This is a genomic window from Nocardioides sp., from assembly GCF_035576065.1.
In the GTDB taxonomy this organism is placed as follows: domain Bacteria; phylum Actinomycetota; class Actinomycetes; order Propionibacteriales; family Nocardioidaceae; genus Nocardioides.
In genome coordinates this window covers 124,346-138,508 of record NZ_DATLWX010000043.1, presented here as the reverse complement: position 1 = coordinate 138,508, position 14,163 = coordinate 124,346, and the positions used below count along the sequence as shown (strand labels likewise).

Genomic DNA, 14,163 nt, shown 5'->3' with positions numbered 1-14,163 from the left:
AATCGGTGCACACTGTGGCCCATGAGCGACCACCTGACCCTCGATCAAGCGGTCGACCTCACCCGCACCGGCGACCTGTGGCTCTTCCGGGGGCGGACCGCGGCCGACCGCGCCATCCGCACGCTGACCAACTCGCCGGTCAACCACGTCGGGATGGCCGTGGTGATCGACGACCTCCCGCCGCTGATGTGGCACGCCGAGCTCTCGCGGGTGCTGACCGACGTGTGGACGGGCGGCAACCACCGCGGCGTACAACTGCACGACCTGCGTGGGGCGGTCGACCGGTGGGCGGACACTTACGGGCAGCAGGCGTGGCTGAGGCAGCTCACCCCCGAGGTTGGCCGGCGGGAGGAGGACGCGCTGATGACCACCATCGCGCGACTCGACGGGGTCTCCTTCCCCAGCACGGCCCGGCTCGCCGCCAGGTGGTTCCGGGGGCGGGACGCCTACGTGGCGAAGAAGAAGCGGGGCCGCAAGATCCGCCCTGAACAGGCGTACTGCGCCGAGGTGGTCGCGACCACGCTGCAGGACATGGGCGTGCTGGCCCTCGACCGCCGCGCGCAGTGGTTCGACCCCGGCACCTTCTGGTCGGGTGACTACCTGCCCCTGACGAAGGGGTGGGACTACGGCCTCGAGGTCCAGGTCGGCGAGCCGTCCGGCAAGCCGGTCCCGAGTGCGCGGCACCGCTGGCGCTGACGCGGTCATCCACAGCTGAGGTCGGTGCCGGTTTCCGCGTGCCCCGAACGCGGAACCTTCCCTCCACCAGCCCGCCAACGCAGTGGAGGAGACACCATGACCACCCGACTCTTTGCGGAGTACGGCGCCATGACGCGCGCCGCCGCCGACCAGCGCCACGCGCGCAACACGTTGATCCGGATCCAGGACGCCCGGCGCGAGGCGGGCCTCGACCCCGACGCGCTGGGCAAGATCCTCCCCGCCCACGAGCTCGTCGCGACGTTCCGCCACGTCGACCGCGCGACCCGCGCGGGGATCTGGGACGCGGCTCAACGCTGCGAGGACCTCAGCGACGCAGTGCGTGAGGTCCGCAACCTCTACCGGTCCGTCGACGAGGCTGCGGCGGAGCGCTTCGAGGCCCTTCACGGGGAGGTCCGATGAGCGCCCGGGCCGTCCCGACCGGTGACATCGAGATGCACCTGGGAGCACTGGGAGGTGAGATCGCGGCCGTGATGCGGCCCCTGCTCGCGCCCCTGCTGGAGAAGTGGGAGTGGGTCACGGGCGACGACGAGCAGGTGCACGAGACAGCGCACCGTTGGCGAATGATGTCGGATGCCGTGACGCAGGTCGCCGACGGCCAACGGGTCGCGTCCGACCGGGTCGCTGGCGAGTGGGAGGGATGGGCGTACCAAGCCTTCGACGACGCGGTGGACGAGGTGGTCCGTGACCTGAAGGAGGTGGCGGTGCGCACCGGCGACGTGGCCGATCTCCTCGACCAGGCGGCGGTCGCGGTCCGCGAGACGGAGCGGATCGTGGGCGACCTGATCCGGGAGCTGATCGAGTGGGCAGCCGTCTCGCTCGTGATCAGCGCGGCCGGGGCGGTCGTCACCCTCGGGGCGTCCGCTGCTGCCGGGGCTGCCGCGGCCGCAGCGAGGGCGGGGGTGGTCGGGGCGAGGATCGCGGCGCAGCTCGGCAGGCTCGCTCTCGAGCTGCGCAGGATCCAGCTGGTGCTCGGGGTCTACCAGACCTGGGTCAAGAGCCTGACCTTCGTCCAGCGTCGGCTCATCAGCGTGGCCGAACGCGTCGCGGTCGGGCAGCTGTCCGGCCTGGACGCGAGCTGGCAGCCACCCGCGGTCGATCTCGCGCGCATCCGCGTGGCGCCCGAGCGCTGCTTCGAGGAGCCCACCCACGGGCCGCGCTGGTGATCAGGTGGCGCCGGCGAGGACGTCCGCGATGTGCACGAGCGCGTCCCCGGAGTTGACCAGGACCTGCTCGGTGCGCCCGATCACGATGCCGGTCCGGCTGGCGTGCACGAGTCGCAGGGTCTTGCCGAAGGAGTCGACGAGCGCGCCGAGCCGGTCGCCCTCGGTGACGCGCTGGCCCAGCGTGGCGTCGAGGTCGAGGATGCCTGTCCGCCGCGCCCGCACCCACCCGCTCGCGCGCGACTCCACGGACGGGGTGGGCGGCGGCTCCTCGACCGGGTCCGTCATCCGGAGCGCAGCCAGCACGCGGCGTACGCCGATGACACCCGCATCGATGGCATAGCGGTCGAAGCGCAGCGACTCGCCCGCCTCGTAGAGCAGCACCTTGGCACCCCGCTCCCGCGCGGCGTGCCGGAGCGAGCCGTCGCGGATCCCGGCATGCAGCATCACCGGCGCGGCGAAGGCCTCGGCCAGCTCACGGGTCAGGGGGTCGTCGAGGTCGGCGCGGATCTGCGGCAGGTTGGAGCGCCGGTCGGAGCCCGTGTGCAGGTCCAGGCCCACCTCGCACTTGGCGACCACCTCGGTCATGAAGAGGTGGGCGATCCGGCCGGCGAGCGAGCCACGGGCCGAACCGGGGAACGACCGGTTCAGGTCGCGGCGGTCGGGTAGGTAGCGGTCGCTGGCCATGAAGCCCAGGACGTTGACGATCGGTACGGCGACGAGCGTGCCCCGGAACGTCCGAGGATCCAGCCCCGCGAGCACCTGGCGGATGACCTCGATGCCGACGACCTCGTCGCCGTGGATGGCCGCGTCGAGCCACACCGTCGGACCGTCCTCACGCCCGTGCACGACCCGCACCGGGAGGCTGACGTCGGAGCCGGTCACCAGCCGGGTGATCGGCAGCTCGAGGTTGCGGATCGTCCCCGGGCGGATGCGCACGGTGCCGATGGCGAAGGACTCGCGCGCCACTACGCGTCCCGCGCGGGGTGGATGGGGGCGCTGGTCACGGTCGTGAGGATATCCGTGGGTCGCGGTCACTCAGACCAGCAGCGAACCCTCGCCGATGAGCCGACCGTCAGGGCCGGACGACGACGTTGCCCACCTTGCGTCCCGAGTCGGCGATCTCGTAGGCGCGCACGATGTCCTCCAGCTCCAGCACGTGCTGGTTGACGACGGTGAGCGTCCCGTCGGCGACCAGGTCGAGCAGGGTGGCGTAGTTCTCGGCGCGCTCTGCGGTGGTGCCGCCCTTGACGTTGCCGCGAGCCCGCAACGCCTCGCCGAGCGTCCCGGCCACCAGCAGCATCACCCCGTCGTCGGTCAGCAGCCGCCGCCCGGCCTCGATCCCGATGTTGCCCACGGTGTCCATGACGACGTCGAACCGCTCGGTGAGTCCGGCGACCGGGGTGATGGCGTAGTCGACGACGTGGTCCGCGCCCAGCTCCTTGAGGAGGGCGGCATTCGCTGCGCTGGTCACGGCCGTGACTTCGGCGCCGAAGTGCTTGGCCAGCTGCACCGCGTTGGTCCCGACCGCACCGGAGGCACCGTTGACGAGGACCGTCTGTCCTGCGCTGACATGGCCGACGTCGCGGACGAAGTGCAGCGCGGTCGAACCGCCGAAGAGCATCCCTGCGGCCTGCTCGTGCGAGACAGCCGCCGGTTTGTGCACGAGACGCTTGGTCGAAGCAGTAGCGAGCTCGGCGTGAGCGCCGCCCATGCCGGTCGAGCCGCAGACCTCGTCACCGACCGCGAAGCCCTTCACCTGGGCGCCGACGGCCTCGACGACTCCACTGACGACCACCCCGCGGACCTGGCTGCGAGGTCGGCGGAGACCGAAGATCATCCGTGCAAGCACGCCGTAGCCGCGCGGGAAGCGGGCGCCCCGGATCCGGGAGTCGGCGGCCGTCACAGCGCTCGCGTGGACGCGGATGAGCACCTGCTTCGCGCTCGGCACCGGATCCGGGCGCTCCTCGATGTGCACGACCTGCGGTGCGCCGTACTCCCGATGGACAGCTGCCTTCATCTCGTTCCCCTTACAGCGTAAGTCATACAATGTAAGGCTGACCGTAGCCGCGAAAGGACAACTCCACAAGTGGAGGGGTGGGATCGGCTCAGATCCCGCGGTTGCGGCGGCGTACGGCTCGCTTGGGCCGGCCACCGAGATAGGAGCGCCGGGCATCGACGAGGTAGCCCTGCCGCAGCGCCTCGCGCCCGATCAACATCCGGAAACCCATCCGGTCGCGGCTCGACAGCGTCACCTCGGCGGTGACCGTGCGGTCCATCAGCGTCAGCTCCATCAGTACGACATAGCGCTCCTGGACGTGCCCGGTCGAGGAGCGGACCTGTCGCTTGTCGTGGACCGGGAGCTCGACGTCGACGGAGTCATCGGTGGACCGCTGCCACGGCTGGATCGAGAAGCGGACCCACGCCTGCCCGTCACGCTCGAACTCGGTGACGCCGAAGGCGTGGAGGGCGCTCGACCTGGCGCCGGTGTCCAGCTTGGCCTTGATCCACTCGACCTCGAGCCCCGGGAGGCTCACCCACTCACGCCACCCGGCAGTCGCCGCATCGGTGCTGGTTGGATGGGGAGCTGCCACCCCCCTATCCAATCAGGTGTGAACAGTGAAGCTCGCGATCTTGTCCCGCGCACCCCGCTCCTACAGCACGCAGCGGCTGCGCACCGCAGCCCAGGACCGCGGCCACGAGGTGAAGGTGCTGAACACGCTGCGGTTCGGCATCGACCTGTCGGGCGACCATCCCGACCTGCAGTTCCGCGGCAAGCAGCTTTCCGACTACGACGCGATCCTGCCGCGCATCGGCAACTCGATCACCTACTTCGGCACCGCAGTGGTCAGGCAGTTCGAGCAGATGGACGTCTACACCCCCAACACGGCCTACGGGATCTCGAACTCCCGCGACAAGCTGCGGGCCTCCCAGATCCTCTCCAAGCACCAGATCGCGATGCCGGCCACGACGTTCGTCCGCGACCGCGCCGACGTGATCCCGGCGATCGAGCGCGTCGGCGGGGCGCCCGTGGTGATCAAGCTGTTGGAGGGCACCCAGGGCATCGGCGTCATCCTGGCGCCGGACATCAAGGTCGCCGAGGCGATCATCGAGACGCTGCAGAGCACCCGGCAGAACGTCCTGATCCAGCGCTTCGTCAAGGAGTCGAAGGGCCGCGACATCCGGGCGCTCGTCGTCGGTGACCAAGTCGTGGCCGCGATGCGCCGGGTGGCCAAGGGCGACGAGTTCCGCTCCAACGTCCACCGCGGCGGCACCGTCGAGCCGGTCGAGCTCGACCAGGCCTTCGAGGAGGCAGCCGTCCGCTCCGCGCAGATCATGGGCCTGCGCGTGGCCGGGGTCGACATGCTCGAGGGCAACGACGGCCCGCTCGTGATGGAGGTCAACTCCTCACCCGGGCTCGAGGGCATCGAGACCGCCACCAAGCTCGACGTCGCCGGCGCGATCATCGACCACATCGACAACCAGGTCGCCTTCCCCCAGATCGATGTCCGCCAGCGACTCAGCGTTTCCACCGGGTACGGCGTCGCAGAGCTGCTCGTCCACGGCGACGCCGACATCGTCGGCAAGACCCTCGGTGGCTCCGGCCTGCGCGAGCGCGACATCAGCGTGCTGACCCTGCACCGCGGGACCGCCGTCATCCCCAACCCGCGGGGCGACATGGTGCTGGAGCCCGAGGACCGGCTGCTGTGCTTCGGCAAGCTCGAGGAGATGCGCTCGATGATCCCGGCCCGTCGCAAGCGGGTCCGCAAGGTCAAGCGTCTGCCGAAGAACCCGATCCACGAGCAGGAGTGACGAGCGGACAACGCGACCCCGCCCGGCGACGTTCATCGACGTAAATGAACGTGAGGGATGTCGGTGCGCGCGCCCGGTCAGCACGGCGATCCCGTCGGCCGGTCGACCCGCGTCGCGGTTGGCAGCCTTCTTCAGTCGATGATCTGCTCCGTCACGATGCCGGCCAGCGCACCGGAGGCCAGCCAGTCCGACTCGAAGGCCGAGCGGTCGATGACGACACGCACCTCCTCATCGCGGGGTGCAGTGGGGTCGTGCACGATCACATCGCCATCGACCTCGATGCCCACGACGAGGACCGGTCGATCCCCGTGGGCGAGAGGCACCACCACGTAGTCGCCTGAGCGCAGGTGCGTCTCCAGGGCCGCGACTCCGGACAGCCGCGTCACCCAGCTGTCGGACAGGCCGGTGTCGCTGGTGAAGGCAGTGAGGAAGGTGAACGTGTCGATGGCGTCGGTGCCGTTGTCGAAGGACTTGCTGGCGGTGTAGGCCACCGGTCCTCGTTGAGCCTCACTCGTCGACCCTGCGCCCGTGAGGGCCATCGTGAAGGCGGCCGCCGTTGCCCAGCGCTGTCCACCTGGCTCGTCGGCGACGGAGTGCTCGGGTGCGTCCAGCTCTGCCCGGCCCGCGACCGGTCCCGGAGCCGAGGGGACCGGCGTGGACACGGTGCTGGCTCGGGTCACGGCGTCGATGCGCCACAGATTCGAGATCGACGCGTCGTGTGCGAGGTCGGTCAGCCTGACCCGGATCTGCCACGCGTCCAGACGCGCAGCTGCGTCGTGCGCGAGCCAGGTGCCCTCGTGGACGAGGCCGACGTCGTCACCGTGGCCACGGATGGTGCGTCGGTCCCTGCCACTGGTGCCCCAGACCGCGACCGGGTCCCAGGAGCTCTTCTCGCCCGAGGCTGATCGGACGCGCACCTGGATCGTGAGTGACCCCCGGCCGGTGTACGCCTGCCAGGACGGCGTCAGCTCCACCAGGCGCGTGCGCCGCCACGGCGACGTCCAGGTGCCGACCCGTTGGTCGAAGCCGTCGATCGAACGTATCGGGGCAGTGTCAGCGACGACGAGCCTGCCGCCCTTGCGGTCGAGACCGCGCGACGTGCCTGACTCCCAGTCGGTGCCTGAGTCCCAGGTCTGGTGAACCGGCTCGCGGCTGGTCGCGGGAGCGGTCACCGCGGCGGCCCCGGCAGGAAGGACCGGTGAAGCCAGGGCGGCAAGCAGCACAGAGGCGAGTGTGGCGGTGGCTGTCCGGATGCTTGGTCGACGCATGTGCGGAGGATATCGATGCCGGGCCGCAGGGGTGGCAGCCACATTCCTCGGCCGGGGAATGTGGCTCACTCACCTCTGCTCGTGGCACGGAGAGCGTCCAGCCCCTCCCGTACGCCGACCCGGTCGGCCTCCGTCGGGCGTCCACTCAGCATCGCGTCGAGCTCGGCTGACGGCATGAGCGAGCCCACGAGGGCGGCGGCCCGCTCACCCGCCTGCGTCGTCGCGTCCTCGACCGCGCGCAGGATCGCGTCGGCGAGGTCGGTCGCCGGCATCGAGGTCGCGGTCGGCTCCAGGGTGAGCGCGATCGGCCGGCCGGCGGCATTGACGCGGACCCGCACGCGACCCTCGGCGGTGCGCGCTTCGGCGTACAACGTGGTGAGCTCGTCCTGCAGCTGGGCGACCTGCTCGAGCCTGCGGGCGGCCTGGTCGCGGAGGTCGACGAGCCAGGGCTCGGAGAGGGCGTCGGTCATCGGAAGTGCTCCGTTCGTCGTCGTGGTGTGGTGCTCGCACGCTTTCCCTCAGGCGCCGGCCACAATCCGTCCGGACTGCACGTGTGGACAACCCTCAGTAGCCGCCCTCGGGCTCGACCATCTCGGCGCGGACACCGAGCAGCCGCACCGGCCGGTCGTCGGCGAGCGCGTCGAAGAGGGCCAGGGCGGTGTCCGCGACGACGGCGGGGTCCATCGTCGGGCCGGCCAGCTTGCGGACCTTGGTGTGGGTGAAGAACGGGGCGAAACGCACCTTCAGGTGCACCCGGGTGGCAGCCCGGCCCTCCTTGGCGAGGTCATCGATCACCCGCCCCGCCAGCTCGCGCAGAGCTGCAGCAACCTCGTCGCGGGTGGCGAGGTCCACCTGATAGGTCGTCTCCCGTCCGTGCGCCCGGGCGACCCAGGGCGTGTCGTCGGGCCACGACCGGCCCTCGCCCCGTCCGAGCCGGCCGAAGTGGGGCCCGGTGTTGGGCCCGAAGGCCTCGACCAACGGCTCGTCGGGACTCGCGGCCAGCTGGGCGACCGTGTCGAGCCCGATCGCCGCCAGCCGCTGACCGATCTTGTTGCCCACCCCCCACAGGGCCGTGGTCGGCCGGTGGCCCATGACGTCGAGCCAGTTGTCCCGGTGCAGGAAGTAGGTGCCCTGCGGCTTGCCGAAGTCGGTCGCGATCTTGGCGCGGACCAAGGTGTCGCCGATCCCGACCGAGCAGTGCAGCCGGGTCCTCGCCAGCACAGCGGCCTGGATCTCCAGCGCTGTCCGGAGGGGGTCCTCGGTCTCGACGCCGACGAACGCCTCGTCCCAGCCGAGCACCTCGACGACGGCGCCCGGGTGTTGCCGCAGGGTGGCCATCACCTCGGCCGAGGCGGCCTCGTAGACCGGGAAGTCGACCGGCAGCAGGACGGCCTCGGGACAGCGGCGTACGGCGATCTTGAGAGCCAGCCCCGAGCGCACCCCTCGCTCGCGGGCCTCGTAGGACGCGGTCGAGACGACGGCGCGTTCGGTCGCGTCGCCGCGACCACCCACGATGACCGGCCGGCCCGCCAGCTCGGGGCGACGCAGGAGCTCGACGGCGACGAGGAACTGGTCCATGTCGACGTGGAGCACCCAGCGCTGAGGCAGCCCGCGGAGCTGGTCCAACTCAGCGTCGCACTGGTGATCGCGGTGCGACGAAGTCCTGGACGGTGTAGGGCAGGGGCGGAGTCATCGGTTGAAGAGGCACTCGAAAATGGTGCAATCGAGCAATGTCCGGGTCGAGGACCTCGTGTCGCCCAAAACTCATTCGGTGGATACTTCTGAATGGCGTTGCTGCGCGGAATCGGACGATCGATTTCACTCGTGTGGCCCAGCGCTGATCAGGGTGGACCAACAGGTCTCCGCGCGACCAGCGCGCTCCCTGCTGTGCTAGCACCGGTAATTCAGGGTCGTAGCCAGTCGTGTCCACGTTGAAGCTGAGCAATTGGAGGCGAGGCACTTCCGCGGGGGCGGTCAGTGACTGTATTGATGCGCCGGTCGGAATATTGATGAATTCATCGCAGTCGATGTGGGCCAGCCAGCCGCGGCGGCCATCGACGATTCGCGGGAGTAGGTCCCTGATGCGGCGAAACTGCCGCATCGACTGCGGGTCGGTCGCTGCATACGGAAGCTCGGCCAACTCGTCTCGATGAATCTCGCGCCAGTCCTGAACGCGCTGTAGCCGTTCTTTCACTCCAAGGCCGTCGAAGTATTCGCCCTCTTCGGGGTACACGTACGTTTCGACCCGTCCCGGAATATCAAGCGACCGGAGTATTTGTGGGGAATCGTCGATGACGCCGTCCAACAGGACATGAAACTCATCGAACCCTATCGCGGAGTGATATGCGATCCACTCGGCCAAGCGATGAGCGTCTCCGCGCGTTTGCGTAATGATCGCGTGCGGCACCCTTCCAGACTACCAGCGTGGTCACCCCACAAGATGGCCTTCCCTTGCGCCCCGGGGTCCTTCTCTGGTGCGGTGGGCTGCACGCTGACCCGAAGGAGCGGTGCATGAACCTCGCCGACACGGCAGAGATGTGGTGGAAGAGCGCGGTGCTCTACTGCGCGGACGTGGAGACGTTCCTCGACCTCGACGGTGACGGCCGGGGGGACCTTCGGGGGATGCTGAATCGTGTCGACTACCTCGCCGACCTCGGCGTCACCTGCCTGTGGTTGATGCCGTTCTACCCGACCGCGGGCCGCGACGACGGCTACGACATCACCGACTTCTACGGGGTCGACCCGAGGCTCGGCAGCGCCGGCGACTTCGTCGAGCTGGTGCGGACCTGCCACTCCCGCGGGATCCGGGTGATCATCGACTTCGTCATGAATCACACCTCGGACAAGCACCCGTGGTGGAAGAGCGCAGTGCGGAGCAAGGACGACCCCCGCCGCGACTGGTATGTGTGGCGGTCCTCGACCCCGCCCGACACCAGCAAGCAGGTGGTGTTCCCCGACAAGGAGGATGCCCTGTGGGACAAGGACCCCGCCTCGGGTCAGTGGTACCTCCACAACTTCTACAAGACCCAGCCGGACCTCAACCTCGCCAACCCCGCCGTGCGCGAAGAGGTCATCCGCACCATGAGCTACTGGCTCCAGCTCGGCGTCGACGGATTCCGGATCGACGCGGTGCCCTTCCTGTTTGCCGAGGACCAGCTCCCCAAGCGTGAGCAGAAGTTCCCGAGCTTCGACCCCCACGAATATCTCCGCAACCTCAAGGCGTACGCCGGACGGCTCAACGGCCAGGCGATGTTCCTCGGCGAGGTCAACCTGCCCTATGCCGACATGGCGAAGTTCTTCGGCAGCGGCGACGCTGACGAGCTGTCGATGCAGTTCGACTTCATTGGCATGCAGGCGATCTACCTGGCACTGGCCAGGGGTGACGCCCGTCCGCTGGCCACGGCGATGCGGGACCGCCCGGCCGTCGACGTGGGGAGCCAGTGGGCCAACTTCCTGCGCAACCACGACGAGCTCACGCTCGACAAGCTGAGCAAGTCCGAGCGCCAGGAGGTCTTCGACGCGTTCGGGCCCGAGAAGGACATGCAGCTCTTCGACCGCGGCCTGCGCCGACGGCTGCCACCCATGCTCGGCGGGGACGAGCGCCGCATCCGCATGGCCTACTCGCTGATGTTCTCGCTGCCGGGCACGCCGGTGCTGTTCTACGGGGAGGAGATCGGGATGGGGGAGAACCTCGACGTCCCGGGTCGGCTCTCCGTGCGGACTCCCATGCAGTGGCAGCCCGGTGACAACGCCGGGTTCTCCATCGCGGGCAAGCGGCGCCTGGTCCGCCCCGTCACCGAGGGCGCCTACGGGCCGGACGACGTCAACGTGGGTGAGCAGCGCAGCGACCCGGACTCCTTGTGGTCCTTCGTGCAGCGACTCATCTCCCGCTACCGGCAGTCACCGGAGATCGGCTGGTCGACCGCTGAAGTGCTCGACCACGCCGACCACCGGGTCCTGGCTCACGTGTGCCGCAAGGACGACTGGGCCCTCGTGGCACTGCACAACTTCGCCGGCGAGCCGGTCGAGGTCAGCGTGGACGTCCCCGGGCTCACGCGCGGGACCATCCTGGTCGACCTGCTGACGCCGGGCCGACCCGAGCGAATGAAGACCGGTCCGCGCGGTCGGATCACCATGACCTTGCCCGCGTACGGGCACCGCTGGTGGCGGGTCGTCCCCGAGGGCGATCGCCGCATCGACCACTGAGCAGTCGGCACCCACGATCGAGAGGACACCCGTGACCCGCATCGGCTTCCACGCCTCCCACGAGCAGATCTCGCCCCGGCAGCTGCTGGTGGACGTCCAGCACGCCGAGCGCGCCGGCTTTGACATGGCGATGTGCTCCGATCACTTCTCGCCCTGGAGCACGCGGCACGGACACTCCGGCTACACCTGGTCCTGGCTCGGTGCCGCGCTCGCGACGACGGAGCTGGCTCTCGGGTGCGTGTCGGCCCCCGGCCAGCGCTACCACCCCGCCGTGCACGCGCAGCGGATCGCCACTCTCGGCCAGATGTTCCCCGGACGGTTCTGGGTGGCGCTCGGCAGCGGTGAGGCGTCCAACGAGCACATCACCGGGGACCGCTGGCCGGACAAGGAGCAGCGGACCCAGCGCCTCGAGGAGTGCGTCGACGTGATCGGGCGGATGCTCGACGGCGAGGAGGTGACCCACCGTGGCTTGGTGACCGTCGACCGGGCGCGGCTCTGGGAGATCCCTGACCCGCGGCCGCTGCTGATCGGTCCCGCGGTGTCGGCGGCGTCCGCGGCGCGTGTCGCTACCTGGGCGGACGGGCTCGTGACGATCAACCAGCCCGCCGACGTGCTGCGCGACCTGCTGGCGGCCTACCGCGACGCGGGTGGACGGGGCCAGGCCTCGATCCAGATCCACCTGTCGTGGGCGTCCACCGAGGACGAGGCGGAGTCGATCGCGCACGACCAGTGGCGCACCAACGTCTTCAGCGAGCCGGTCAACTGGGACACCGAGACGCCTCAGGCCTTTGACCTGATGGGCGAGCACGTCGGTCTCGAGGCGGTGCGCAAGGCCGTGCGGGTCTCGGCCGACCTGGGGCGGCACCGCGACTGGCTGGCGGAGTACGCCGACCTGGGCTTCGACGACCTCTACCTGCACTTCGTCGGGCAGGACCAGGCGCCCTTCATCGACGCCTTCGGCGAGCACGTCCTACCGTCCCTGAGCGACTGACCGGCCCTGAGCAACTGACCGGCCCCTGACAGACTGGCGCGGTGATCGACCCCCTCCAGACGATCCTCATCGCCGCCGCGCTGCTCCTGGCTGCGGTGACAGGTGGGTACATCGCACTCGACCGCAGCCCGGACAAGGTGCTGGTCGCCCTGCTGGCCGTGCTCGAGCTCGCGCTGGTCGTCCAGGCCGTCGTCGCGATCGTCCAGTTCGCGCGTGGCAGTGACGACGTGGGTGGGGGGATCACGTTCGTCGGCTACCTGCTCGCGATCCTGCTCGTGCTGCCGGCTGGCCTGCTCTGGTCGCTGGGGGAGCGCAGCCGAGGAGCCACGGCGGTGCTGCTCGTCTCGCTGCTGACGGTCGCCTTCCTCGTCCTGAGACTGGTGCAGCTCAGTGCAGCGGCCTGACGTCCGGTCGACCTCGAGCGGCCTCGGTCGGGCCCTGGTCGCGATCTATGCGGTGTTCGCGCTCTCGGCCAGCGCCCGTTCGCTCGTCCAGTTGGCGACGAAGGCCGACCAGGCGCCGGTCGCCTACTCGTTGTCGGCCGTGGCTGCGCTGGTCTACGTCGCGGCGACGCTCGGCCTGGCCGAGGTGGGTCCGGCACCCCGTCGACTCGCCTGGGCGGCCGTCGGGTTCGAGCTCGTCGGCGTCCTCACCGTCGGGACCCTGACCGTGCTGGACCCGGAGCTCTTCCCGGACGCGACCGTCTGGTCGGCGTACGGGCAGGGCTATGGGTACCTGCCGCTGGTGCTGCCGTTCCTGGGGTTGGCCTGGCTGATCAGGACCCGGGCGTCGCGGTGATCGCCGGGAACTCCTTCATCGCGTGGTCGGCGATCCGCTTCATCATGTAGGCGTCGATGCCCCCGCCGACGAAGCCACCCGCGATCGGCACGCCTCGGCCGAGCTTGCCCAACGCCTTCGTGCCGACGCCGCGCATCAGGTTGAACCCGACGGCCTTGTTCACCACCATCAGGGCAGCCGGCGGCATGCCCCGCAACGCGAAGGTGGCGAGGCGGCCGCCTCCGGTGGCCATCCCGGCCTTCTTGAGCACGTCTTCGGACTTGGAGCCGACCAGCGTGAGCAGGACGGCCGTCCGGATGCGCTCGTCCTCGACGTCGTAGCCGCGGAGCGTCGCGACCGCGCCGACCATCCGAGTGGCCTGGACGTAGAACTCGAACACGTTGGCGGGCAAGGCGATCGGCATGGTGACGAACCCGCCGAGGCCGGTGACGAAGCCGCCGATGCCGCCGCGGAGCATGGTGCCGCGCGCGACCGCGTTGATCGCCTCCTCCGCCGTTCCCTTCTCGCGCAGCGCTTCCTCCGCGACCTGTGCGGCCGAATCGAAGGGGCCGCGGCCGTCGAGGCCGATGTCGAGGATCATGGTGACGACCTTGTTGATCGCCTGGCTGGCGGCGCCCTCGTCGGCGGCCGGGTCGCTGGCCGCCTCGAGGGCGGACCTCGTCCGGGCGACCTGGTCGCGCTTCGGCTTGAAGAAGTCGGTCAGGCCCATGTGTGCTCCCTGGGTATGGCGGCTGGGTATGCCGGCTGGCGCCGTGCTGCTTGCTGGCGATCCTGCCACGGAGGATCTGCCGCGAACCCATCCAGCGGGGGGGTGATGAGTCAGCCGGAGTGCAAGACTCACTCCATGGACCAAGGGGTCGCTGCAGTCGCGCTGGTGATGGGATCCGCCGTGCTGGCCCTGGCGGCTCTCACCGCGACCGGCGAACGGCGGCGGGGTCACGGCCTCGGCGTCGCTCTCGTCGCGGGGATCTTCTTCCCCATCACCTGGGTCGCTTGGTACGTCCGGGACGAGCGGCCTTACCGCAGAGTGCGTCGCGCCTGACCGCATCGCAGGGATCAGCCTCCGCTACCGAACAGTCAGGGGGTCGAACGGCGCGATGGACCCCGTGACTGTTCGGTACAGACGCGTTCTCGTGGTTCCGGACTTGGCAACCGCCAGAAGGTTGGCCCTTGGGGCGACCGACGGGGTGCGCCGCGACCATTGACTTGA

Annotated in this window: 17 protein-coding genes and 1 pseudogene; 10 read left to right on the top strand and 8 right to left on the bottom strand. The window is 69.7% G+C overall.

The window, feature by feature from the left end; translation table 11 throughout:
* Positions 1-21: 21 nt before the first annotated feature.
* From VNJ48_RS19785 to VNJ48_RS19775, 3 genes are all read left to right on the top strand, one after another.
* Positions 22-696, top strand: coding sequence for a hypothetical protein (locus VNJ48_RS19785; protein ID WP_325605328.1), 675 nt, complete (start codon positions 22-24; stop codon positions 694-696).
* A gap of 96 nt (positions 697-792) precedes the next feature.
* Positions 793-1,116 (top strand): hypothetical protein, encoded by a 324-nt coding sequence (locus VNJ48_RS19780; RefSeq protein ID WP_325605326.1) that lies wholly within the window; start codon positions 793-795, stop codon positions 1,114-1,116.
* Positions 1,113-1,880 carry a WXG100 family type VII secretion target gene (locus VNJ48_RS19775; protein ID WP_325605324.1) on the top strand — a complete coding sequence of 256 codons (768 nt, stop codon included), beginning with the start codon at positions 1,113-1,115 and terminating at the stop codon, positions 1,878-1,880. Before VNJ48_RS19780 ends, VNJ48_RS19775 begins: the two co-directional genes overlap by 4 nt.
* Here VNJ48_RS19775 and VNJ48_RS19770 read toward each other — a convergent pair whose 3' ends face one another.
* From VNJ48_RS19770 to VNJ48_RS19760, 3 genes are all read right to left on the bottom strand, one after another.
* On the bottom strand, positions 1,881-2,846 hold the full coding sequence (locus tag VNJ48_RS19770; protein WP_325605322.1) for a succinylglutamate desuccinylase/aspartoacylase family protein: 966 nt from the start codon (positions 2,844-2,846) through the stop codon (positions 1,881-1,883).
* A 106-nt stretch (positions 2,847-2,952) separates the two neighbouring features.
* On the bottom strand, positions 2,953-3,897 hold the full coding sequence (locus VNJ48_RS19765; protein WP_325605320.1) for an NAD(P)-dependent alcohol dehydrogenase: 945 nt from the start codon (positions 3,895-3,897) through the stop codon (positions 2,953-2,955).
* Between the two features lie 88 nt (positions 3,898-3,985).
* Positions 3,986-4,471 carry an ATP-dependent zinc protease gene (locus VNJ48_RS19760; protein ID WP_325605318.1) on the bottom strand — a complete coding sequence of 162 codons (486 nt, stop codon included), beginning with the start codon at positions 4,469-4,471 and terminating at the stop codon, positions 3,986-3,988.
* A 25-nt stretch (positions 4,472-4,496) separates the two neighbouring features.
* On the opposite strand from VNJ48_RS19760, the pseudogene VNJ48_RS19755 reads away from it, so the two are divergent.
* A pseudogene (locus VNJ48_RS19755) lies at positions 4,497-5,357 on the top strand (ATP-grasp domain-containing protein); the annotation flags it as partial.
* Positions 5,340-5,690 carry a TrkA C-terminal domain-containing protein gene (locus VNJ48_RS22605; RefSeq protein WP_349255870.1) on the top strand — a complete coding sequence of 117 codons (351 nt, stop codon included), beginning with the start codon at positions 5,340-5,342 and terminating at the stop codon, positions 5,688-5,690. The pseudogene VNJ48_RS19755 and the gene VNJ48_RS22605, both read left to right, overlap by 18 nt.
* Positions 5,691-5,821: 131 nt before the next feature.
* Here VNJ48_RS22605 and VNJ48_RS19750 read toward each other — a convergent pair whose 3' ends face one another.
* From VNJ48_RS19750 to VNJ48_RS19735, 4 genes are all read right to left on the bottom strand, one after another.
* Positions 5,822-6,958, bottom strand: a complete 1,137-nt coding sequence (locus VNJ48_RS19750; protein ID WP_325605314.1) for a hypothetical protein — start codon at positions 6,956-6,958, stop codon at positions 5,822-5,824.
* 65 nt (positions 6,959-7,023) lie between these two features.
* Complete coding sequence (locus VNJ48_RS19745; protein WP_325605312.1) at positions 7,024-7,428, bottom strand: YbaB/EbfC family nucleoid-associated protein; 405 nt, start codon at positions 7,426-7,428, stop codon at positions 7,024-7,026.
* A gap of 94 nt (positions 7,429-7,522) precedes the next feature.
* The gene (locus VNJ48_RS19740) at positions 7,523-8,584 is read right to left on the bottom strand and encodes a DNA polymerase IV (protein ID WP_325605310.1); all 1,062 of its coding nucleotides are present in this window, start codon (positions 8,582-8,584) and stop codon (positions 7,523-7,525) included.
* Position 8,585: 1 nt separating this feature from the next.
* Entirely contained in the window at positions 8,586-9,320 is a 735-nt protein-coding gene (locus VNJ48_RS19735) for a glycosyltransferase family 2 protein (protein ID WP_325605308.1), read from the bottom strand.
* Between the two features lie 149 nt (positions 9,321-9,469).
* Here VNJ48_RS19735 and VNJ48_RS19730 point away from each other — a divergent pair, with 149 nt between their 5' ends.
* Genes VNJ48_RS19730 through VNJ48_RS19715 form a run of 4 tightly spaced genes read left to right on the top strand, consistent with a single transcriptional unit; the run spans position 9,470 to position 12,953 of the window.
* On the top strand, positions 9,470-11,164 hold the full coding sequence (locus VNJ48_RS19730) for an alpha-amylase family protein (protein ID WP_325605306.1): 1,695 nt from the start codon (positions 9,470-9,472) through the stop codon (positions 11,162-11,164).
* A 31-nt stretch (positions 11,165-11,195) separates the two neighbouring features.
* Complete coding sequence (locus tag VNJ48_RS19725; protein ID WP_325605304.1) at positions 11,196-12,155, top strand: TIGR03885 family FMN-dependent LLM class oxidoreductase; 960 nt, start codon at positions 11,196-11,198, stop codon at positions 12,153-12,155.
* Positions 12,156-12,196: 41 nt separating this feature from the next.
* Complete coding sequence (locus tag VNJ48_RS19720) at positions 12,197-12,559, top strand: hypothetical protein (RefSeq protein WP_325605302.1); 363 nt, start codon at positions 12,197-12,199, stop codon at positions 12,557-12,559.
* Positions 12,546-12,953 carry a hypothetical protein gene (locus VNJ48_RS19715; protein WP_325605300.1) on the top strand — a complete coding sequence of 136 codons (408 nt, stop codon included), beginning with the start codon at positions 12,546-12,548 and terminating at the stop codon, positions 12,951-12,953. Before VNJ48_RS19720 ends, VNJ48_RS19715 begins: the two co-directional genes overlap by 14 nt.
* Here VNJ48_RS19715 and VNJ48_RS19710 read toward each other — a convergent pair.
* Entirely contained in the window at positions 12,931-13,662 is a 732-nt protein-coding gene (locus VNJ48_RS19710) for an EcsC family protein (RefSeq protein ID WP_325605299.1), read from the bottom strand. The genes VNJ48_RS19715 and VNJ48_RS19710 overlap by 23 nt on opposite strands.
* Positions 13,663-13,797: 135 nt before the next feature.
* On the opposite strand from VNJ48_RS19710, the gene VNJ48_RS19705 reads away from it, so the two are divergent.
* Positions 13,798-13,995: a hypothetical protein gene (locus VNJ48_RS19705; protein ID WP_325605297.1), complete on the top strand. Its 198-nt coding sequence runs from the start codon at positions 13,798-13,800 to the stop codon at positions 13,993-13,995.
* Positions 13,996-14,163: the final 168 nt, after the last annotated feature.

Excerpts from the sequence above, each read along its gene's own strand:
- VNJ48_RS19780 (WP_325605326.1), top strand. The coding sequence starts at position 793 with ATGACCACCCGACTCTTTGCGGAGTACGGCGCCATGACGCGCGCCGCC.
- VNJ48_RS19785 (WP_325605328.1), top strand. The coding sequence starts at position 22 with ATGAGCGACCACCTGACCCTCGATCAAGCGGTCGACCTCACCCGCACC.
- VNJ48_RS19765 (WP_325605320.1), bottom strand. The coding sequence starts at position 3,897 with ATGAAGGCAGCTGTCCATCGGGAGTACGGCGCACCGCAGGTCGTGCAC.
- VNJ48_RS19750 (WP_325605314.1), bottom strand. The coding sequence starts at position 6,958 with ATGCGTCGACCAAGCATCCGGACAGCCACCGCCACACTCGCCTCTGTG.
- VNJ48_RS19705 (WP_325605297.1), top strand. The coding sequence starts at position 13,798 with ATGGACCAAGGGGTCGCTGCAGTCGCGCTGGTGATGGGATCCGCCGTG.
- VNJ48_RS19775 (WP_325605324.1), top strand. The coding sequence starts at position 1,113 with ATGAGCGCCCGGGCCGTCCCGACCGGTGACATCGAGATGCACCTGGGA.
- VNJ48_RS19710 (WP_325605299.1), bottom strand. The coding sequence starts at position 13,662 with ATGGGCCTGACCGACTTCTTCAAGCCGAAGCGCGACCAGGTCGCCCGG.
- VNJ48_RS19745 (WP_325605312.1), bottom strand. The coding sequence starts at position 7,428 with ATGACCGACGCCCTCTCCGAGCCCTGGCTCGTCGACCTCCGCGACCAG.
- VNJ48_RS19730 (WP_325605306.1), top strand. The coding sequence starts at position 9,470 with ATGAACCTCGCCGACACGGCAGAGATGTGGTGGAAGAGCGCGGTGCTC.